A 20848-nucleotide genomic window follows, 5' to 3' on the forward strand; every position below is an offset into this window, starting at 1 on the left:
CAAATTGCTTTTCAGTGAGCGCAAAATCAATCCGGTACATCATGAATTTGACGTTGTTTCCATTCTCCGAAAAGTCTTGTTATTTGCTGGTCCTCAGCAAACTCAAACACCACAGGGTGGCCATAAAACATGCTTAGCCGTTTAATATCGTCGAACTTTATGGCAGTTAAATGAAACGCACCATGGCGTATCGATGCGCCATGACCAACAAACAACTTAATAAGGCCATTATTTTTAGGCTGGGATTGAATATGATCTGCGACCCGTTGTCCCGCTGCGAGCAAGGACTCAGCGCCATCGAATGGCAAACAATAATGACTGTCCGATTTCCAATTTTCTGGTGGTATTTCAAAACGTGGATCTAGAGCCAAAATGCGTTCGATTTCATCAACAGGCAAGTTAGCAACCGCGCCAACACTACGCTCACACAAAGCCGAAAAAGACACCACGTGTGGCTCAGTATCAAAATATTCACGCAGCTCTTCCGCATAAATCATTGCGGTTTGCCACGCTCGCAATAGTGTCGACGAATCAATTTGAGGAGCCAGACGCAAACCATGACAAGCCAACCACTCACCAAATATACGTGCCTGTTGTCGTACTTCTTGTTCGCCTGTTTCCGTCAAAGGAAAAGGCTGCAAAGCGCTCGGCACATTTTTCAATTGCTCATAAGCTCCGTGACGAATCAATGCGATACGAGCGCTCATTGTTTATCCAAACTTGCAATCAAATCGTAAGCGCGATCAAAGTCGATCTTGCCGGTGAGACGATAAACATCAACATTCGCCAACTCACGACAATAATGCGCCACAGAATCAATGGCGTTGAGATCAGCAAAGGCGCCAAACTTGTCTTGATAAAAAGGCCCCGGACGTTTGCGCAGACCTTCGATCACATCCGTTTCGACAGATAGATCAACCAACTCAAGTTGCGTTGTCTCCGTGCTATCCAATGACCAATCCAACATAATAAGACGAGATAAATTGCCAGCTAAACGAACACGATTTGGGCCGTATTCATCTTCAATTTGTACATCGTATTTTTCTTCTAAAGACCACAGCTCACTTTGCGGCATTTGGCGCAAGGCTTGCTGACGCGCTTCAGGCAAGATGTGACGTAAACGCTCGGCATGCAGCAAGGTCCCTGGGTTTACTCGTGGCAGTTTTGCCAAGCCAATGGTTTGCGTACCTTGGTCGGTTTTCTTAAGCAGAATGCGGTCATTGGTGAGAAAATCTCTTTGCGGATTTTCCAGACAACGCAGCATCAAGGTAGACTTGCCACCGCCCGACCCAGCAGCAATGGCCGTGGCTTGGCCATTTACACAAAACGCCGACGCGTGGCCCAAAGTAAAGCCTTCACGTAAATAATGATTCAAAAACTGATTGTTAATAAAGTTGATAATTTGTGCCAAGTTAGACGCACAAGGACCTACTGCAACCGCATGATCTGGGCGCTGTAAAAACGCCATGCCGGTTTTGAATTTCTTAATCCAACGTCCACCAGCTACATCAAGATAGCCTTCTTTACGGCCTTGTTTGCCTTCTTCACGTGGCACATTTAACCAATCTAGTTCATCGCCAACGATGTTTTGCTCCATCACATACAAGTTCAAAGACGTTGTCGTGTGAGCCTCGGCCTTCAAGTAACTGCGATAATAATCGGCAATACCTGCCAGTAACATGGCTTCATTGGAATGCACAATAACCGACAAATCGGCAAAATGAAGTCGAATCGTTTCATCACAATGACTTAATGCTTCGTTTACATGAGGCAAGTTCAATAGAGTTTTAATCATGGTGCGATCTCCTTCTTCTGCAATGCGTCTTTCGCCAAAGCACCTTTTTGTAAGATAGATTCTTGTGAAGTGCACTCTTGTAAAATATAGTCCGCGTACACACTGGCAGCGTCGATATCGCAACCTTCTAAAGCGCCTTTAAAGCCACCAAATGCCGATACTTCAAACACAACCGGACCTTGGTCGGTCAGAGCAATATCTACCGTAGTAAAGCTCAAGTCATAACAAGATTGCGCACGACGACCCAATTCAATTAGCTCAGCATCGGGCTCAAACATTTCATACTTGCCACCACTATTAATCGTAGTGTTCCAAGAGTCTTTATTGCCAACGCGCGCGTAAGTACAAAGGTATTCGCCACCGACAAACACCATGCCCAAATCACGGCCATCCAGTTTCACCGTCTGCTGGATATAATAAATCGACTGATTTTGACGATATTCTTCCAGCGCGTTACGAACAAATTCGTCGCTGTCGTCTTTGGTTAACATGATCATGCCGCGGGCTTTGGTGGAGTACAGCGGCTTTAAAATCGCAGAGCCAAATTCTCGCACCGTAGCAAAGGCTTGTTCTGGGTTCTCTGTGATGCGCGTTTTGGGCATGGGAATATTGCCTTGCTGCAACGCCAGAGTACCGCTCAAACGGTTCACCAAGTTACCGACACTTGCCGTTGGACTAAACAATTTAACGCCAGCACGCTCTGCATAAGACAACAGATGAATACGGTCTTCTGTGGCAGGCGCATAGACTTCACTGATCTTCTTGATGATCAGACCGTCCAGCGTCATCAAATCCAAGTCTTGATACATCAATTGATTAGTATCTAAGCGCAATTCAACTTGACTCATATCGATCACAGCGCGGTAGCCGGTGCGCTCTTCGAGGCGATCCGCCAATACTTCTGTAGACCATTTTCCCGGGATGCCAATGACCCCGATTCTCGGCTTATTCAACGTAAAGCTCCTTAAGCGGTAAGGTAAATGTTTGGACTTGTTCTGACGTGTTTTCTTCTGGCGAGCCCTGCTCAGGTGACAATTTTGCTAAACGCTCCAACAAATATCGGGCGCGTAAATGCATTCGAGAAGCCAATTTTTTGTCAAAAATAAAACGGGTGGACGTAGCAAAAGAGCGCGCTAACCCAGCGGCTAAACGCACTTCAAAAGTCACATCTTGTTGACGAGCAGCAAAGCGTCGACCAAAGCGATACACTTCTTTGGCGCTTTCCATCATCTGAGTTCGAGTCTCACCACTTAATACCTGTAAGCGATAAATCGAGACCATTAATACCGATAAATCCTGTACATAATCAAAGTAAGACGCACGATGTAGATCGATAAAATACACGCGTTTTTCTGCGTCATCGTAAATCAGATTGTCGACATTAAAATCCCCGTGAGTCAGTACCGAAAAAGGTGCTCGCCATTGGGCTTCTTGTATTGCCACACGACGTACTAACTCATCAAAGCTTAGACTGGTATAACCACAAATGCGCTCTTCGTCTTTAAAAAATTCAGGATGAACCTTGCGACTGTCACCAATGCGCTTTTGCAATTGCTGCATAAACTTCGCAGAGCAAGACTCAGGCGTTAGACTGGCTTTCCACGTTTGGTTTAACGTTTTAAATAGTACTTTTAGCGCCGCTTTGGTGCCGCCTTTATCTCCAGCAAGCAACAAGGCTTCCAAGGTTTGCCCCGGTATATGCTCAATCAATAAAGACGATTGCTCATTGCTGCCATCGCTTTTCCCATTGATTTGAGACCTGCCAGTTTGACAAAGAACGCTGGGGGCCAATCTAGGATCAATATCGCGCCATTGATTCACGCCTGCGACTTCTTCTTCAATTTTTGAACGATCACCTTCTTTGTACACCGCCAGTACATCATTACCAGATTCATCTTTGTGCGTGATCGCCGCAATGGCACTGCCAGAGCGGGTTAACGCCAAACGTCGTACCTTTAAATCACGCAGGTCGTAATTTAGGTTGGTCGCGCTGTCCAGCAAATGAGGGTAATTTTGCAACGTCGCCACTTGACCAAGATCTGCTTTAATCAAAGCTTCTGCCACCACGCCTAATTGCTCGATCAAACGCTTTACGCTGACATTACTTAGAATCGCCGCGCGCAGCTGGTCATCGCTCAAATCAAACTTCGCTTGCAAGGTTAACGCTTGCAGCTCGTTATAACTGGCCAGCAACTTATGTGTGCGTCGGCCTAGCTTGATGCCCGTTCGACGACGATTGTCGCTCACACCGACTTTCACTAAGCGCAAAGCACGTCTGATACGTTTCACCAACTTGCGGCACTCTTGCCCTGCTGGATGCTCATAAGCTTCCTCTAACGTCCCTTCCCGAACGCAATCGAAGCAATGCTTGGTCAGCATCTCAAGGGCGATCACCAAGGTATGCATGCCACTGACTTGAGCGTGGAAGGTGGTATTGGCTTTACGACGTTCTAACAACCGAGCGGTCTCAATGTCAGCTTTTTCGCGTAGCGCTTGCACATAGCCTCGACGCCCGCGAATACTTGACAGTAGCGCCGTTGAACTGGAGGTAAAAAAAAGCTCCACTATATGGCAGTGTGTTTCGACCTCATGCAAGAGAAAAGACACATGCTCTTGCAGGGTCGCCACAACTGGGGTTGAAGGCATAACGTTTTTCCCTTATTACTTTCCCTTTGACTATACAGACAGTAGAAAGCATCTAGATGACAGTAATATGACAATTACACATCAAACGCTTCACAAGGAGGCAAAATGAAAGGGCCCAATCCAGATAACAAAGAACCGATGAAAGGCTTCCCACAAGTGGGTTATCTCAAGAATTTCATTACCCGAGACAATATAATCGTTGGCGATTACACCTATTACGATGATCCAAATGGGCCAGAACACTTTGAAAGCAACGTGCTTTACCACTTTGATTTTATTGGTGATAAGCTAATTATTGGCAAATTTTGCGCCATTGCAAAAGACGTTACATTCATCATGAATGGCGCGAACCACGCCAACGCTGGTTTCTCAACGTATCCGTTTTACATCTTCGGCAATGGTTGGGAAAAAGCGGCACCCGAAGCTGGCGACTTACCCTACAAAGGCGATACAAATATAGGCAACGATGTGTGGATTGGCTACGACGCCACCATCATGCCCGGTGTGCAAATCGGTAACGGCGCCATTATCGCCAGCAAATCCGTGGTGACATCCGACGTGCCAGCTTACAGCGTGGTCGGTGGCAATCCTGCCAAGATCATCAAATACCGATTTGACGAGCAAACCATTCAAGCATTACAAGACATTGCATGGTGGAACTGGAGTGCCGAAGAAATCACTCAACATTTAGACGCCATAGTTGGTGCTGATTTGAGCCGATTACAATTAGTAAAGATCGGCTGAATATTGTATTAAAAAGAAGTATCTAGAAAAAAAACAAAACCCCAGTGGTTAGCTGAGGTTTTAGAAGATTGGATTCAGGCGTTTCTAACAGAGCGGTTACCAGCCGCGACGATCCGCAAAGTCATGCCATTTCATGATCATCGGTAAGAACCAAGGCTTGCCCGTGTAAAGCGGACGCGTGTTGAACGGAAACTGGTCAAAAGACGTTTTCCCTTCTACTTGGTTTAATACCTGCTGGGCAATTTTACGACCAAAGTAATTGGCACGACCAACACCAGAACCACAGTAGCCCATGGCGTAGTGCATGTCATCCATCTTGCCGATGTGTGGCACATGGTCGAAAGTGTAGGCAACATAACCTGACCAAGCATAATCAATTTTTGCTTCTTCCAATTGCGGAAAAGTACGAATCATGAAGTCTTGTAGGTATTTCGAATACAGCTGTGGCTGATCACCACGGCCAAAGGCGCGACCACCAAACAAGATGCGTTTGCCATCTGGCGACGGTCGATAATAAGCAACCAAACGTTCGGTGCCGCCGTGGGCGCGTAATTTCGGGCTCACGGAACGAATCACGGATTCAGGTAATTCTTCGGTGGCAATCATCGCAGAACGAATAGGAATGATGCGACGTTTAAATTTATCAAATTCGCCGCCTGTGTAGCCATTTGTAGCGATAATCACTTGATCGGCATCGATAACACCACCATCGTACTGAACCTTGTAGCTCGCGCCCTGTTTACTAACATCACGCACCTTGGTGTGTTCTAGCATTAACACACCCGCTTGCTGAGCAATTTGGCACAGTCCACGATGTAACTTGGCTGGCTGTAAGGTGCCATCGGTCGGGTAAACCACGCCGCCATGGTAAGCGTTAGAACCTACTTCTTCGAATTGATCCTGACGACTTACTGCAATCGCGGGGAAGTCGACGACCTTCGCAAGCTCTTCCGCTTGCTCAATCAAGCCCGCGTAATGGCTCGGATGACTGGCACCACGGAAGCGGCCACACAAGGACAGGTCACAATCGATTTGCTCTTCCTTGATAAAATCCACCAGCCAATTGAAGGCCACCAAACTCTCTCGAATGGTCGAATGCACGCTTTCACGGCCATATTGTCGCTCAAGTCCATCTACACCCAATTGGCTAAAACTTGGTCCGAGCAAGCCGCCATTTCGGCAGCTCGCCCCTTCGCCTAAATGTCCCGCTTCCAGCAGAACCACTTTTAGTCCCGCTCGCGCCAAGGTGATGGCTGCAGAAAGACCCGTAAAGCCACCACCAACAATCACAGCGTCGGCTTTTTGTGGGATTTCAAAGCGTGCGTTTGCGTGTATTTTGCTCGCTAAAGACGTATCGGCCAGCCAAAAAGGCATGTTGGTATACGTCGATTTGTTTTTTGCCAACATATCGATTTCATTCCATAAAATAAGGGTAAGTTCGTACTGCTAATAAAGCCTTAAAGAACGTGTTGTAAAAACTCTTTCGTCCTATCCCATTGGGGATTCACCAGCACCTGCTCTGGCGGCCCAACTTCGATGATTTCACCATCGGCCATGAACACCACGCGGTCTGCCACTTGTCGGGCAAACTGCATCTCATGGGTGACGCAAACCATGGTCATGCCGGTTTTGGCTAGGTCGATCATCACGTCCAAGACTTCCTTCACCATTTCGGGATCAAGTGCGGACGTCGGCTCATCGAACAGCATGATTTTGGGTTCCATGGCGAGGGATCGAGAAATCGCTACGCGCTGCTGCTGACCGCCTGATAATTGCCCTGGATAACGTGTTGCGAGATGAGCAATGCCCACACGATCCAACAAACGCATGGCCATTTTGTCGGCCTCGCGTTCTGACATTTTACGCAGCCAAGTTAAGCCCAAAGTGCAGTTCTGCAAGACGGTAAGATGTGGAAATAAGTTAAAATTCTGGAACACCATGCCCATGGTTTGGTGAATGATTTTATGGCTCTGACGATCCCGAGAAAGCGGCTGACCAAACACGGAAACCACGCCTTCTTGGTATTCTTCCAAATGGTTCAAAGAACGAATCAAGGTAGATTTACCCGAACCAGACGGCCCACAAACCACCATAATTTCACCTTCGCTAATGTCTAGAGAAACGTCTTTCAGAACGTGGTGATCTCCGTACCATTTGTTCAGGTTGTCGATTTTAATCGCCGTTTCAGTCACGGCTTTTTGAGCTAAATTTCCGCATGACGTCGTCATTAGCGATCCACCTTTAAACGTTTTTCAAGATTCAAACTGTATTGAGACATGCTGTAGCACAAGATAAAAAACAGCACGGAAATCATCACCAAAGGCTCGGTGTGCATTCCCACCCAGTCTTTATCATTGGCAATGTTGCGCGCCATCAACATGATGTCGAACAAGCCAATGATGGAAACCAAGGTGGTGTCTTTCAGCAAACTGATAAACGACGTCATGATGTTTGGAATCATCATTCTTAACGCCTGCGGCAAAATGATCAGTACCATGGTGTGTAGATAACCTAAGCCAAGCGTGGCAGCCGCTTCGTACTGGCCTTTTGGAATAGCTTGCAAGCCACCTCGAATGTTTTCTGCCATGTAAGCACCAGCAAACAAACACACAGCAACCAGTACTTGCGTGAGCTTGTTAAACTCCATATCCGCCGGCAAAAAAATCGGCAGCAAGGTCACCGCCATAAACAACACGGTAATCAAAGGCACTGAACGAACCAGCTCGATTACTGTCATCGACAACCAATGAATCACTGGCAACTTAGAGCGTCGACCCAACGCTAAAATCACACCCACAGGAATCGCCATGGTGATGGCAAAGCCAGCAATGATGAAGGTTAAGAACAAACCGCCCCAACGATCGATAGGCACAGGCTCCAGCGCTATTTGGCTCAAGCCAAAAGCAATCACCAAGCCAACCAGCAACCACACGGCAACAAAGCTCAACAGATGAATACGACGCTCAACGAAGCGCGATACCAGCGGCACAAAGAGTTCGTTTAAGCCTTTTTTACCCAGCGCCGACAAAATCCAGTTCGCGTAAAGGATGACCAAAAACGCCAAGGCCAAACACGTCATCGCGCCATGCACCAACCCCAATTCCGCGCCAAAGCGACCGCCTAAGAACAGATAACCGCCCACAAAAGGGTACAAGCCAATCCAAGACAGCAAGACAAAATTACGTAATGGAATTCGCTTCGACATCAGCGGTAATAACCAAACCAATCCGAGCAATACGCCGATATTGACGCGCCATTGTTCGTCTATTGGAAAACGACCATAAATTAAGCCATTGAACCAACTAATAACGCCGGCCCAACAGGCACCGTCTGGGCTGATATCCATGCATTGACGACGATTGTCAGCAATAAACACCGCGTTAAATACCGCCCAATCCAACACATGTTTTACTAAATAAAACAGCACAGTCGCCACACACAAGGTCAGCAAGCTATTGCCAATGCTGTTAAAGCAACGATGGCGAATGGTGCCAAACACACCTCTTTCGCTTTTATGTGGCGGACGAGGTGGCGTCGGAACAAATTGCTTTAACGCAGGTTGGTTTTTCACATTCAAATCGTCCATTTATCGCACCTTATACTGCACGCTGTCGTTGTACTTGTTGAGCAAGTAAGAGATCAGCAAACTGATGAAGATATAAAACCCCATAACCATAAAGATGATTTCGATGGCGCGTCCAGTTTGGTTCATGGAAGTTTGCATGAAGACAGAAACTAATTCAGGGAAACCAATTGCCACCGCAAGTGACGAGTCTTTTGTCGCTGCCAACCAAGAGTTGGTCATTGGCGGAATAATGGAGCGAATCGCCTGAGGAATTAGGATCAAGCGCAGCGACTGAACTCGCGAAAAGCCAATCGTGAACGCGGCTTCATGTTGCCCTCGGTCGATAGACTGCATGCCAGCACGAACCGTTTCAGCAATCGCTGCAGATCGATACACAGTCATAGCAACAAACGCTGCACCAAACGACGCAGGAAGAAAGGCGCCACCACTGTAATTGAAGCCTTTTAGCGTTGGAACAGATAAGCTCGTCGAAGTAGAAAAACTCCAAACCGCCCAACCAGCAGCTAACGCCCAAACAGCCAAACCAATATAAAACCCTGAGGAGCGAGAGCCAGATAAGGTGTAATAAGGTTTAGACCAACGGAATAAAGCGTAAAGCGAAGCGACCAAGGCAATCCCAAGGGCAACAATCCATCCCCATGACAAGGCGCTTTCCATTGTCATCACATAAAGACCGCGATTATTCAGAAAAAGCCACTCGCCAAGGTGATAGCTCTGGCGCGGCGCAGGCAAGGTAGAAAACACCACGGTAAACCAAAAAATAATTTGGATTAGCAAGGGCACATTACGCACAATTTCGACATACCAACGAGCCAATTGAGACACCAGAGGATTGTCGGATAATCTTAAGATTCCGACGACGGTACCAATGATGGTTCCGACCACAATTACACAAAAAGACAAGATAAGCGTGTTGACAATACCGACTAAAAATACACGCCAGTAACTCATCCCAGGATCGTAAGGAATCAAACTCCAGCTAATATTAAAACCGGCCGTTACTTGCAGAAAATCAAAACCGAATGTCATGCCTAAACGGTTTAAATTTTCATTGGCATTGGCGAATAAAAACCACAAACCAAACAAAACCAAAGCCAAAACAATCGCTTGCAGGATCACCGCTCTGCTTGAATCATTATTAAGCAGAGACGTCCATTTTTGTGTCGTAGACGAAGGTAAACCAGCTCCCTTGCTTGGGTTTTTATATGGCTTACTCGTAGAGGACTGAATCATATCTATATACCGAACGAAGGAGGAAGACCAAAGTTGCAATAGATAGGCCAAGCGACCTATCTATTCGCATAGACAGCACTGAGTTGCGAGTGCAGTAACCGTGAGTTAACGGAAAGACTTCGCGTACATCAAACCGCCATTCGTCCACAACTCGTTCAAGGTGCCTTTCCGGTCTAGACCCAACACACTGTCTGTACCTACATTACGTTCATACACTTCGCCATAGTTACCGACGTTTTTAATCACTTGATACGCCCAATCCTTCGGTAAACCTAAACCAGCGTTCAAATCGCCTTCCACACCAAGTAAGCGTCGAACCACAGGGCTTTGGCTTTCGTCACGCATTTTCTCGACGTTTTGTGAGTTCACACCAAACTCTTCCGCTGCCACCATGGCGGCAAAGGTCCATTTCACCACGTTCGCCCATTCGCTATCGTTTTGTTTAACCGCGAACGATAAGGCTTCTTTGGAAATCGTTTCTGGAAGAATCATGTAGTCATCTGGGTTTGGCGCAGCAGAACGCTGAGCCGCTAAACCAGATTTATCATTGGTTAATGCATCGCAGTTATTATTGAAAAAAGCAGTATTACGGACGGAAGAGTCGTCAAATACGACGGTTTTGATGTCCAAATTATTCGCCCGGCTGTAATCCGCGATGTTCAATTCGCTCGACGTTCCGGTCAATACACAAACCGTTGCACCATTTAGTTCTTTTACCGATTTCACACCCAAATCTTTACGTACCATGAAACCTTGGCCGTCATAAAAATAGGTATCGAGAAAGTCCAGACCTTGCGCCGCATCACGGGAAAGTGTCCACGTCATGCCTTTTGATAAAATGTCACCTTTACCACTTTTTATAGACGTAAAACTTTGCGCCCATTGAACCGGTAAAAACTTCACTTTAGAGGCGTCGCCAAACACTGCAGAAGCAACACTACGGCACATATCAATGTCCATGCCTTGCCATTCGCCAGCCTTGTTTAAGCTGTAAAAACCGGGAAAAGAGTTACCAATTACACAATTTACATAGCCACGCTCTTTGACTGCATCAAGGGTAGACGTGGTGTCCGCTGCGTAACTGTTTGCCGCTAGAAGCGTAGTGGTTGCTGCTAACGCCATAGAAAATTTCTTCATTGTTCGTTCCTTTTATATGCTGTTGATTTTGTAATTTCTTCTTATTCGAACTCATTTTTATTATGAATCGAGTCCGCGATCCCATCGTTTTATTAAATCTTTTGATGCAGATCAAACAACTAACAGTTAGGATCTTATGTGAAGATTTTCTATAATCACACTGAATATTTTAAATAGTCTAATAACTTTAGGTTATGCCAATGAATATCAATAAATTGCGTATATTTCACGAAGTCTTTGTGACCGGCAGTATTACCCGAGCGGCCGAACGTAGCTATGTTAGCCAACCTGCCGCCAGTAAAATGCTCACAAATTTCGAAAATGAAATTGGCTACAAATTGTTTGTTCGCAACAACGGGAAGCTGATTCCAACCGATGAAGCGCTCTATTTGCACGAAGAAGTATATGGTTTATTACAGGGCGTCAATCACCTAGAAGACAGTATAAAAAGCGCTAAAAATAGCAAGACTGGTCGTTTGCGAATCGCCACTATTTTTGGTCCGTCTTACCAGTTTTTACCCGAGCTCATTGCCGATTATATGAAGGCAAATCCGGGCGTTTACGTGAGCCTGCATCTTTCAGGTTGCTCTGCCATTCGCCAAGGTATCGCCTCTGGGCAATATCAAATTGGCTTAGTGGATAAAGCCCAAAGCTCATCAAAACATGACTCTGTCGCCTTTGACTTGCCTTGTTATTGCGCAGTACCGAAAGATCATCCAGCAGCTCTACTGGATGTAATTCACCCTAATGATTTATTGGACCTGAGCTGGATCACACTCGATTCTGAAAATGCCACCACCAAAGCATTAAAACGCCTTTATGCTGAAAGTGGCTTACCCTTTAATCGCACTTTAGAAGTCCACACCACGATTCACGGACTCTCTTTTGTAAACCTAGGTATGGGTGCCACCTTGGTCGATATATTGAACTTCCGCTACTTTGATAAAGTTTTTCAATTACCCAATGTCGTCTTAAAACCTTTCCAACCCAACATTGTTGAACCACTCGAAGTACTGACCTCCAACTTGAGCCCATTATCAGGCCTCGCAAAAGATTTTTACGACGCATTGATACGAAAATTAGAGATACAAACTCAACTTCCAGCGGACACAAAGCATGCTTCCCGATGACAAAAAGCGCTGCGCGTGGGCCAGTTCCGCGCCAGACTTTCCCCATTACCACGACACAGAATGGGGCTTTCCGGTTGATGACGACCAACGTTTATTTGAAAAACTCTGTTTAGAGACCTTTCAGTCTGGTTTGAGCTGGCGAACCATTCTGACCAAGCGAGAAAACTTTCGCCTCGCCTTCGAGAACTTCGATTTTCATAAAGTCGCGCAGTTTGGCGAGAAAGAAATAGCAGAATTACTCAACAACGAAGGCATAGTACGTAACAAACGCAAAATCCTCGCGGTGATTAACAACGCCCAACGCGCTATTGAAATGATCGAAAAAGAAAGCTCCCTCGCAGCCTTTATCTGGCGTTACGAGCCCAACGAAACCACATTGCCACCGCCAGAAACACAAACCACCTGCACTGAATCCATCGCCCTTTCCAAAGAGCTAAAAAAACGCGGCTGGCAATTTGTTGGACCCACAACGCTCTATGCCTTCATGCAGTCTATGGGTCTGATTAATGACCATGCGGAAAACTGCTTTATGCGGGAGGAAATTGCTCAAGCGAGAAAGGAATTTGTGAGGCCGTGAAAGCACATCCTATCGAAGTCGATGTGCTCATTTTTGCGAATGAATCACGGCTTTCAAATCAAAATTAAGGGATTTAAGCACTTTTACTATCGTATCGAATTGCGGACGAGAACCGGATCGAAGGGCTTTGTAAAGGCTTTCACGCCCAAGCCCACTGTCTTTGGCGATCTGCGTCATACCTCGCGCTTTGGCAATATGACCAAGCGCATGAATAAGCTCGTCGGTATCACCATCTTCAAGCACCATAGACAAGTACGTGGCAATGTCTTCGTCGGTACGAAGCTGCTCAGTCATATCAAAGTTGGTTAATTCTTTTATTGAAGTCATGTCGTCTCATCCAGTTTTATGGCTCGCTGTTTAGCCAATTCTATGTCTCTGCTTTGCGTCGATTTATCGCCACCAGCCAACATTATGATCAAAGTCGTCCCGCGTTGAACGTAATACATTCTCCAACCCGGTCCAAAATACTCTCTCATTTCATACAAACCATCGCCTACAGGCTTAACGTCGCCAAATAATCCACGTGACGCCTTTTCTAGGCGACGGGCTAAACGAATTCGAGTCGAGTGGTCTTTTAGCCGACGCAACCAAAGGTTGAACTCATCCGTGAGTTTAATATCATACATAAAACAATCCGTATCCATTTGAATACAGTATGGTTGTTTTTTAACCTAACCTCAATGCTTTTTTCACTCTTATGCAGTTAACTAGGCACGTCAATGACCACACAGAAGAGTGCTTTATGAGAGAAGAAATTGATCGAGCGAGAAAGTTACTTAACAGACCATGCTAAGATAAATAAAAATTCTCTATCAAGGAAATACCATTGAATTCAACAAATAAAAATTTATCAAAGACTGAGCACTTAGGGAGTCTAAATTGGGTATTAAGCGATTTGATTCTCGACTTATCGACCAATGTGGAAGTGTTTCATGATTATTTTGATAAGAATGATTTCGAAGGTTCCAACAACAAAAGAAGAAGGGTGACCTGAATGATATGTGGCTCTCTCGCCGTTAATCTTTTTAAACTTCATGAAGCTCTTGATTTGAATAATGAAGAAGTCATAAATAAATTGCATGAGCCACTTCGAAAACAGTGCATTGAATTAAGGAAAAAAATTAAGGCAAGAGAAATCTGTGCCCTAAGAAACAAGCATGTCGCTCATGTAAAAGATAATAAAACGAAGCAACCTATTAGCTCGAGTGACAGAGAAAGATTGGTTTCTAAAATTTTTGGTGGAACAATTGGCGAACTTAACATTTTCAGTGATTGGGTAGGGCAATATGTGCTATCTGTCGTGGTTTCACTGAGAGGCTACTGTAGAGAGAACGGAAGCAGAGGGCGCTAAAATGTATTAGTCCACTTGCCTTCATAAGCTTTACTTTAGTTCATAAATACTGCTCATGTATCATCCTTGCGACTTCTATATTGCGGCTGTCCTTGCTCGCTTCTAATTCGGCCACGGCCAATAGGGCTTGGCTTGTTTCTGACCATGCTAATTTGGCGCCCCAAAAGGCTGGCACTAACCATAATCGCCCTTCTGGGTTCGGACGACACTTAAGTTGGGCGAGTTTCTTTTGTAACGGTTGTCGGGTAAACAGTTGTAATTCTTGAGAATGAAGGTAACGAGTTAACCGTTCTGCTGCGGCTTCTCCGCCCCAAAAGTCGTTCTCTTCCATTGGAATATCTTGCCATTCGCCTTCTAACTGTAATCGAATGCCACCTAGTTTTGTCCTAATCGATAAACGATAAGCTTCGACCCAAAGGCTTAACATACGTTCCGCGTCTAGTATTCGCCTCGTTTCACCAAGGCTAATTAACGACTCAGCTTGAAGAATCCCCAAACCTTTGCTCACCATGCCCAATGAAATATTGGCGTATTCAGCAATCTCTCGATACGGCAAATTAAGCACATCGGGATTAGATAAAAGAACAAACAGCAACTTTGCTGCTCCTTCACCCAGTTTGTAGCTTTTGTTCGTAAGATTTAACCCGTTCGGCGATGAGTTAAGCTTTTTGGAGTCGATCCAAATATGTAACGTACCGTTGTTAATTCCCACATTACCGGCGTTATCAATGAAGTTAACTCCATTTTCCATACAGACATTGGCTAAATAAGGCGTAAGGCGATTACAAATCAGCAACGTATTAGGCGCAGCATCAGCAAATAATGAGCTTAAGCTTTCTTTGCGATGGATAGTTTTCACCGCAACATAAAAGTCATATTCATCACCGCTCACCGTTAAATGCAATTCACCATCGGTAAAACTCTCACCAACTTCTCCCTCATTTTGGATGAAGTCAGCTTTAATGTGAGCAGGCAATAACGCCAACGCGTTTATCGCTATTGCAGATCGTTTTGTTATGCTTGATACCATTCAATGTCAATTGATATTCATACTTTATAATCGTTCATGATTCATGAACAAACTATAATCATGAACATACACCAATACAAATACCTATTATTCAGTTCCAAACAAGTAAATGTCACGATAGTCCCATAAATGATCTCATCAACGACCATGCGGAAGACTGTTTTATGCGGAAAAAAATAAATAAGGCGAGAAAGGGGTTTGTGAGGCCGTAAGTCCTTACATGTTGAAAAAATAATGTCTCATACTAAAACATTCATTTTCTCAACTACAATCAAGTAAACAATGTGGAAGCAGGTTCACATTCATTATCATTAAAACGTAAATTACCATTTTTATTGACGGGTTTACGCTCTTATTTTAAGGATAGCCTAGATGATTTTCAGCAAAAAAGAAGTTAAACCAGCAGTTTCGACACAACAAGTTCAAAAATTAAAACAATGCGGTAAAGAGTTAAACGCCATCAAACAAAATACGGCATGCATTAGCTTTGATATGAGTGGCATGATATTGGACGCCAATCCCATTTTTTTAGACGCGGTAGGCTATACATTAGAGCAAATTATAGGCAAGCATCACCGAATTTTTTGTGATGCAGAATATGCCAAATCGGCAGAATATAAAGCGTTTTGGGATGACCTGAAAGCAGGGAAATCATTCAATGGCACTTTCTTACGCTTCAAAAAAGACAAACAACCCATCTATTTAGAAGCCAGCTACTTTCCAGTATCAGATGACAATGACAAAGTGACAAAGATTCTCAAAATAGCCAATGACATCACAGAAATGCAAGAATCTTTGGCGAACAAAAATGCAGTTTTAACAGCCTTAGATCGATCACTGGCTGTCATAGAGTTCGACCCTGAGGGCAACATACTTCATGCTAATAGCAATTTTTTAAGAGCAATGAAATATGACTTGCAAGACATTATAGGTAAACATCACAAGATATTTTGTGACGATAAATTCTACAGAGAAAACCCTAATTTCTGGTCCGACTTAGCACATGGCAAACACTCATCAGGGCGCTTTCAGCGTTTTGATGGAGAAGGCAAAACACTTTGGTTAGAAGCCACATACAACCCAATTTTTGATGAAAAAGGCCGAGTCTACAAAGTAATTAAATTCGCTTCTGACATCTCTGAGCGAGTCAATAATGCGATGAATGCTATTGAGCTTGCCGCTGCGACATCGGAACAAACAAGCCAGGTTTCATCGAACGCCGTAGATATTCTCAATGCCTCAATACAAACCTCCAATGAAATTGCTGAAAAAGTAAAAAGCGCGGCGGATATAGGAGATTTGCTGAAAACTCAGTCTAAAAGTATTTCCGACATCGTTATCACCATTCGCTCTATTGCGGATCAAACAAATTTACTTGCTCTTAATGCCGCAATAGAAGCGGCACGAGCTGGTGATGCGGGGCGCGGCTTTTCCGTAGTCGCCGATGAAGTTCGAAAGCTGGCTAGCAACACAGCAACAGCGACCGCTGAAATTGGACAAGTGGTGGAGAAAAACCACAACCTGATTAGTGAAATGGATGAGATGCTAAGCTCTGTTACTGGCACCGCACTGCATGGCAAAGAAAGTATCAATGAAGTATCACGAGGCTTAACAGAAATTTCATCTGGCGTAGCAAGATTCGTCGAAATGGTCGACAAAATGAAAGATTAAGGCTGCTGGATCTAGTCGAGGAAAGCATAAACATAGATAAGACACAGGTGCACCACACCATATCTTCATGATTTTGCTTTTCTCGACCTATTTTCCTAAGGCAGCAATTTACTTTGCATCTGTGCTTTACCGAGTTGTTTCGCTAACAAAAGTTGTGAATCGGCGGCTTCAAAGTAACTCCAAAAGTCTTGTGGCGCGGCTGGCAAACCATGAACAAGGCCAATACTCACAGAGACAGACAAGTTATCCCTCATCGCGGAAAGATCAATCTGACTCACTGCATCAAGAATGCATTGGGCTTTTGCCTGAGCATACTCTTGACTGGCATTCGGCAAAATTAAGACAAATTCATCGCCACCATATCGGGCCAAAATATCCGTAGACGCGAGACAAGTTGAGACATGACGAACAAATATCTGCAGTACTTCGTCGCCGCCATGGTGAGTCAAATCTGTGTTTAACTGTTTGAAATTGTCTATGTCCAACACCAGTACCGCTATCGGTGTACGACCATCGGCGATAAAAAATTGGGGCTGTTTGGTTTCAAGATAGCGTCGATTGGGGATATTCAAAAAGTCATCTTTGATCACCAGCTGCGCGAGACGTTCTTTTTCTTCTTCCAACAAATCGCGCAATCGACGCTCTTCGGTAATATCTCGATCAGCACCTAAGTAAAGTGCTGGCAGGCCATCTTCAGATCGAGTGACCACTGTCCCTTTATTGGCAATCCACCGATACTCACCGTCCACTAAGAAGCGGTATTCCCCATCAAACACATCGCTTTCCCCCTGCACAATGGAATCCCACGCTTGCCGAGTAAGTTCACGATCGTCAGGGTGAACGTATTCCAACCACATTAATGGATCGTACGATGTTTGTGCCGCAAAATCTTCCTCTGGTATGAGGGAGGAAATCACATCTCGTCCGCCTGAGTAATGATTAATGGCAAACACATTCACCCTTGCCAAAGCTGCCGAGATCGACGGGTCATTAAACAAGACATCAAGTATTTTTTGCTTCCTCGCCATGGCGGCTACCTTATATTGAGTTCGTCACATGACGCTGAAAAAAAGATTCAATAGAGCCAATCGATAATAAGTTGAACCTTCCTTCTTTTCAACGCAACGAAAACAAACGTTACATTTTTTATCCTTGTTTTAAAAAGAAAAATCCATCTTGGTGCGGCCCAGCTTTACCCAACAGAACGCTCAGTAAAACGCCCAAAAAAAGTGCAAAAATAAATTATTGCATCGAAACATTTTCGGTCTTAACGTCAGTTCTTGCTGGTCACAAAATGCACGATTAAAGCTTTAAAAAAGGCTCTAAATGATGGACAGTGTAAAAACAAGAATGGTGCAGTGAACAACTTTATGTCGATCAAAGAGATAGCGACCCAATTGGATTTGTCGGTTTCCACAGTGTCACGAGCACTGAACGATTACCCCGACATTAGCCCAAGAACCAAAAAGCGTGTGCTAAAAGAGGCCACACGACAAGGCTACCAACTAAAAGGTGCTGATGCAGCCCATTGGGTGCAATCGAAGCGTGTTATCACGGCCATCGTGCCGAACCAAGACATGCAATATCTCGACACCATTCTTTCGAAGGTTCTTGCTGGAACCCGACACGCTCTGCAAGCAGAAGGGTATTTACTGCAGGTCGTGGCGATCGATACTGGCAAACAGGAATTAAGTGAGTTTGAACGCCTTGTAAAAGCGGGCGATCAAGACGGTTTTTTACTCCTTCGCACTCGGGTCAATGACCCTAAAGTCCATCGTTTACTCAAGCTTAACGTGCCTTTTGTGTGTTACGGACGTACCGAACGGGCGACGCAGTTTGCTTGGTTGGATTTGGATAATTACCAAGTCGGCCAGTTAAGTCTCACCCGCCTCTACGAGCAAGGTCACCGCCGCATTGGCGTGATATCGGTCAGCGAGCGCTATTTTTTTGCCCAAGAAAGACGCCGTGGGATTCAAGACGCGGCGGCACATCATGGGCTAACAATCGCCTCCGAACATTATCTAGAAGTCGGTTTTGATGAGGAAGAAAGTTACCTCGCCTGTGCCGAATTTCTTCTCCAGCACCCAGACATCAGCGCGTTGATTTGCCTTACCAGCACCAGCGCCCGCAGCGCTGCATTAGCAGTGACGCGATTACACCATACTCAGCTTAACCACAAAGAAGAGCCAGTAAGTGTAATTGGTTGTGATACCCCTGCCGATGAGTTGACCGCCAGTATGGGGATCACCAGCATTCAGCAAGCACCACCAGCACACATTGGTGAGCAACTTGCCGAGATGATGGTGTCGCGCATCAAGGGAACCCCTGTAAAAGAGTTACAGGTCGTGCTAGCACCGGGAGTGGTGAAGACAGGGTTTTAACCCACAAATGTTCGGACAACTCGTATAAAAATAACATGAGGAAACGACAATGAATAAATCGCTGACGACCGCCCATTCAGTTCTGCTCAGTGGCCTGCTAATGAGCCCACTGTCCAACGCCGCTACGGTGGAATTCTGGACCGCACAAACTCAGTCAGATCGACTGCAAACCATTGAATTACTTGCCAGTACCTTCGAAGCTTTAAACGATGGCGTGACCGTCAAAGTGGTGGGCGTCGACGAAAACGAAATGGCCACACAAATGGCGGCGGCGGTTGCCGCAGGCACCACACCACAATTAATCGAAGTGAACTCTGAAATCATCATGGCACTAGGCGAAGAGGGCATTGTCGATACCCAAACTCACCAAGGGGTCGTGGGCGATATTGGTAAGAGCCGCTTTCATACAGGCGCTCTAACCACATTGACGTCCCCTGAAGGCCAATATTACGGTTTACCTTACCATGGTTGGATTCAGGGCATTTGGTATCGCAAAGACTGGTTTGATGAAAAAGGTTTAGCCGCGCCTAATACTTGGGAAAACATCGAAACCGCCGCGAAAGCCCTAACCGACAAAGCCAACAATCAATATGGTATTTTGGTCGGCACAAAACAAGACAGCTACACAGAACAAGTCTTCACTCAATTAGCTCTGTCTAACGACGCCGCCGAGTTCGATGCCAAGGGTAACCTAGTATTTAATAGCCCAGCGACCTTAGAAACCATTCAATATTACAAGAAACTTGCCCAGTACAACCCTCCGGGACCTCAAAACTGGCGCGCCCGTGATTATTACCTACAAGGTAAAATGGGCATGTTTTTCTATTCCACCTACATTATGGATGATTTGGCCCTCGCCGAAGTCGCCAAAGGCTCTTTATCCTCCGAAAACTTTAAGGAACTCAGTGGCGGCACGTTCGACCCGGAACTGGTCAAAAACACCGCTTTTGCCCCCATTATTTCTCATAAAAGCGCCGCGTCTTATGGCACCCTATCTGGGCTAGTCGCACTGAAAACCAACAGTGCGGCCGACACCAAGGCGACCAAAGACTTCATTGAGTTTATGTATGACCCAGCCAGTTACATCACCTTTCTACACATGGCACCAGGTGGCATGAACCCGATGTTGAAAGGCATTGCTGAAGACCCAGCCTACTTGGATGATCCAAACGGTGTGTTCAACCTGTACGGCGCGGACAAAATGAAGCAGATCGTGTCAGGGTTTGATGACATTCGTTCTTTCTCCGTCGTCAAAGGCAAAACCTTCCCGGCTTCTGGGGCCATCTTCGCGAAATCCGTGATCCCACGCATGATCTATGACGTGACCATTGAAGGACAAGATCCGCAAGCCGCATTAGACAGCGCCGAAGCGGAAATGAAAACCATCATGGGTGAATAGACAATAGACCCCCTCCCAGCCTCCCCCTTAGCAGGGGGAGGAGCAGGCTGCTGTTATTCCTTCCCCTTATCTTCAAGGGGAGATACCATCTTTCAAAGCAAGCCTTTTTTAGTCATTTAGACTATTTGAGGCTTGTATTCGCTTTGATGTTTCACAACACCAAAACAA

General features: G+C 45.5%; 20 protein-coding genes. 7 read left to right on the forward strand and 13 right to left on the reverse strand.

The window, feature by feature from the left end:
* Nucleotides 1–26 precede the first annotated feature (26 nt).
* Genes DFP80_RS08190 through DFP80_RS08205 form a run of 4 tightly spaced genes read right to left on the reverse strand, consistent with a single transcriptional unit; the run spans nucleotide 27 to nucleotide 4441 of the window.
* Nucleotides 27–707: a histidine phosphatase family protein gene (locus tag DFP80_RS08190; protein WP_113916310.1), complete on the reverse strand. Its 681-nt coding sequence runs from the start codon at nucleotides 705–707 to the stop codon at nucleotides 27–29.
* Entirely contained in the window at nucleotides 704–1795 is a 1092-nt protein-coding gene (locus DFP80_RS08195) for an HprK-related kinase B (RefSeq protein ID WP_113916311.1), read from the reverse strand. Before DFP80_RS08195 ends, DFP80_RS08190 begins: the two co-directional genes overlap by 4 nt.
* Nucleotides 1792–2748: a GAK system ATP-grasp enzyme gene (locus DFP80_RS08200; RefSeq protein ID WP_113916312.1), complete on the reverse strand. Its 957-nt coding sequence runs from the start codon at nucleotides 2746–2748 to the stop codon at nucleotides 1792–1794. Before DFP80_RS08200 ends, DFP80_RS08195 begins: the two co-directional genes overlap by 4 nt.
* Nucleotides 2741–4441 (reverse strand): phosphotransferase, encoded by a 1701-nt coding sequence (locus tag DFP80_RS08205; protein WP_113916313.1) that lies wholly within the window; start codon nucleotides 4439–4441, stop codon nucleotides 2741–2743. Before DFP80_RS08205 ends, DFP80_RS08200 begins: the two co-directional genes overlap by 8 nt.
* Before the next feature lie 105 nt (nucleotides 4442–4546).
* Between DFP80_RS08205 and DFP80_RS08210 the strand changes: the two genes are divergently transcribed.
* Entirely contained in the window at nucleotides 4547–5185 is a 639-nt protein-coding gene (locus DFP80_RS08210; protein WP_113916314.1) for a Vat family streptogramin A O-acetyltransferase, read from the forward strand.
* Nucleotides 5186–5281: 96 nt separating this feature from the next.
* Here DFP80_RS08210 and DFP80_RS08215 read toward each other — a convergent pair whose 3' ends face one another.
* From DFP80_RS08215 to DFP80_RS08235, 5 genes are all read right to left on the reverse strand, one after another.
* A complete protein-coding gene (locus DFP80_RS08215) occupies nucleotides 5282–6592 on the reverse strand; it encodes an NAD(P)/FAD-dependent oxidoreductase (RefSeq protein ID WP_113916315.1) in 1311 nt (436 codons plus the stop codon).
* 50 nt (nucleotides 6593–6642) lie between these two features.
* Nucleotides 6643–7413: an amino acid ABC transporter ATP-binding protein gene (locus tag DFP80_RS08220; protein WP_113916316.1), complete on the reverse strand. Its 771-nt coding sequence runs from the start codon at nucleotides 7411–7413 to the stop codon at nucleotides 6643–6645.
* A complete protein-coding gene (locus DFP80_RS08225) occupies nucleotides 7413–8771 on the reverse strand; it encodes an amino acid ABC transporter permease (RefSeq protein WP_113916317.1) in 1359 nt (452 codons plus the stop codon). Before DFP80_RS08225 ends, DFP80_RS08220 begins: the two co-directional genes overlap by 1 nt.
* Nucleotides 8772–10004, reverse strand: coding sequence for an amino acid ABC transporter permease (locus tag DFP80_RS08230; RefSeq protein WP_113916318.1), 1233 nt, complete (start codon nucleotides 10002–10004; stop codon nucleotides 8772–8774).
* A 105-nt stretch (nucleotides 10005–10109) separates the two neighbouring features.
* Nucleotides 10110–11141, reverse strand: a complete 1032-nt coding sequence (locus tag DFP80_RS08235) for an amino acid ABC transporter substrate-binding protein (protein ID WP_113916319.1) — start codon at nucleotides 11139–11141, stop codon at nucleotides 10110–10112.
* Between the two features lie 200 nt (nucleotides 11142–11341).
* Here DFP80_RS08235 and DFP80_RS08240 point away from each other — a divergent pair, with 200 nt between their 5' ends.
* Both DFP80_RS08240 and DFP80_RS08245 read left to right on the forward strand, forming a co-directional pair.
* Nucleotides 11342–12271: a LysR family transcriptional regulator gene (locus tag DFP80_RS08240; protein ID WP_113916320.1), complete on the forward strand. Its 930-nt coding sequence runs from the start codon at nucleotides 11342–11344 to the stop codon at nucleotides 12269–12271.
* On the forward strand, nucleotides 12258–12848 hold the full coding sequence (locus DFP80_RS08245; protein ID WP_113916321.1) for a DNA-3-methyladenine glycosylase I: 591 nt from the start codon (nucleotides 12258–12260) through the stop codon (nucleotides 12846–12848). Before DFP80_RS08240 ends, DFP80_RS08245 begins: the two co-directional genes overlap by 14 nt.
* 27 nt (nucleotides 12849–12875) lie before the next feature.
* Here DFP80_RS08245 and DFP80_RS08250 read toward each other — a convergent pair whose 3' ends face one another.
* Together DFP80_RS08250 and DFP80_RS08255 are read right to left on the reverse strand one after the other, a co-directional pair.
* The gene (locus DFP80_RS08250; protein WP_113916322.1) at nucleotides 12876–13175 is read right to left on the reverse strand and encodes an addiction module antidote protein; all 300 of its coding nucleotides are present in this window, start codon (nucleotides 13173–13175) and stop codon (nucleotides 12876–12878) included.
* A complete protein-coding gene (locus DFP80_RS08255) occupies nucleotides 13172–13474 on the reverse strand; it encodes a type II toxin-antitoxin system RelE/ParE family toxin (RefSeq protein ID WP_113916323.1) in 303 nt (100 codons plus the stop codon). Before DFP80_RS08255 ends, DFP80_RS08250 begins: the two co-directional genes overlap by 4 nt.
* 368 nt (nucleotides 13475–13842) lie before the next feature.
* Between DFP80_RS08255 and DFP80_RS08260 the strand changes: the two genes are divergently transcribed.
* Nucleotides 13843–14199: a hypothetical protein gene (locus DFP80_RS08260; protein ID WP_113916324.1), complete on the forward strand. Its 357-nt coding sequence runs from the start codon at nucleotides 13843–13845 to the stop codon at nucleotides 14197–14199.
* 40 nt (nucleotides 14200–14239) lie between these two features.
* Here the strand turns inward: DFP80_RS08260 and DFP80_RS08265 are convergent, their stop codons facing one another.
* Complete coding sequence (locus DFP80_RS08265) at nucleotides 14240–15229, reverse strand: type IV toxin-antitoxin system AbiEi family antitoxin (RefSeq protein ID WP_206610584.1); 990 nt, start codon at nucleotides 15227–15229, stop codon at nucleotides 14240–14242.
* Nucleotides 15230–15601: 372 nt separating this feature from the next.
* Here DFP80_RS08265 and DFP80_RS08275 point away from each other — a divergent pair, with 372 nt between their 5' ends.
* On the forward strand, nucleotides 15602–16900 hold the full coding sequence (locus tag DFP80_RS08275; RefSeq protein ID WP_113916325.1) for a methyl-accepting chemotaxis protein: 1299 nt from the start codon (nucleotides 15602–15604) through the stop codon (nucleotides 16898–16900).
* Between the two features lie 95 nt (nucleotides 16901–16995).
* Here the strand turns inward: DFP80_RS08275 and DFP80_RS08280 are convergent, their stop codons facing one another.
* Nucleotides 16996–17928, reverse strand: a complete 933-nt coding sequence (locus tag DFP80_RS08280) for a GGDEF domain-containing protein (RefSeq protein ID WP_113916326.1) — start codon at nucleotides 17926–17928, stop codon at nucleotides 16996–16998.
* Between the two features lie 342 nt (nucleotides 17929–18270).
* Between DFP80_RS08280 and DFP80_RS08285 the strand changes: the two genes are divergently transcribed.
* Together DFP80_RS08285 and DFP80_RS08290 are read left to right on the forward strand one after the other, a co-directional pair.
* The gene (locus tag DFP80_RS08285) at nucleotides 18271–19281 is read left to right on the forward strand and encodes a LacI family DNA-binding transcriptional regulator (protein ID WP_113916327.1); all 1011 of its coding nucleotides are present in this window, start codon (nucleotides 18271–18273) and stop codon (nucleotides 19279–19281) included.
* Between the two features lie 49 nt (nucleotides 19282–19330).
* Nucleotides 19331–20680, forward strand: a complete 1350-nt coding sequence (locus DFP80_RS08290) for an ABC transporter substrate-binding protein (RefSeq protein WP_113916328.1) — start codon at nucleotides 19331–19333, stop codon at nucleotides 20678–20680.
* Nucleotides 20681–20848 lie beyond the last annotated feature (168 nt).

The organism is Marinomonas rhizomae, assembly GCF_003315485.1.
Lineage (GTDB): Bacteria > Pseudomonadota > Gammaproteobacteria > Pseudomonadales > Marinomonadaceae > Marinomonas > Marinomonas rhizomae.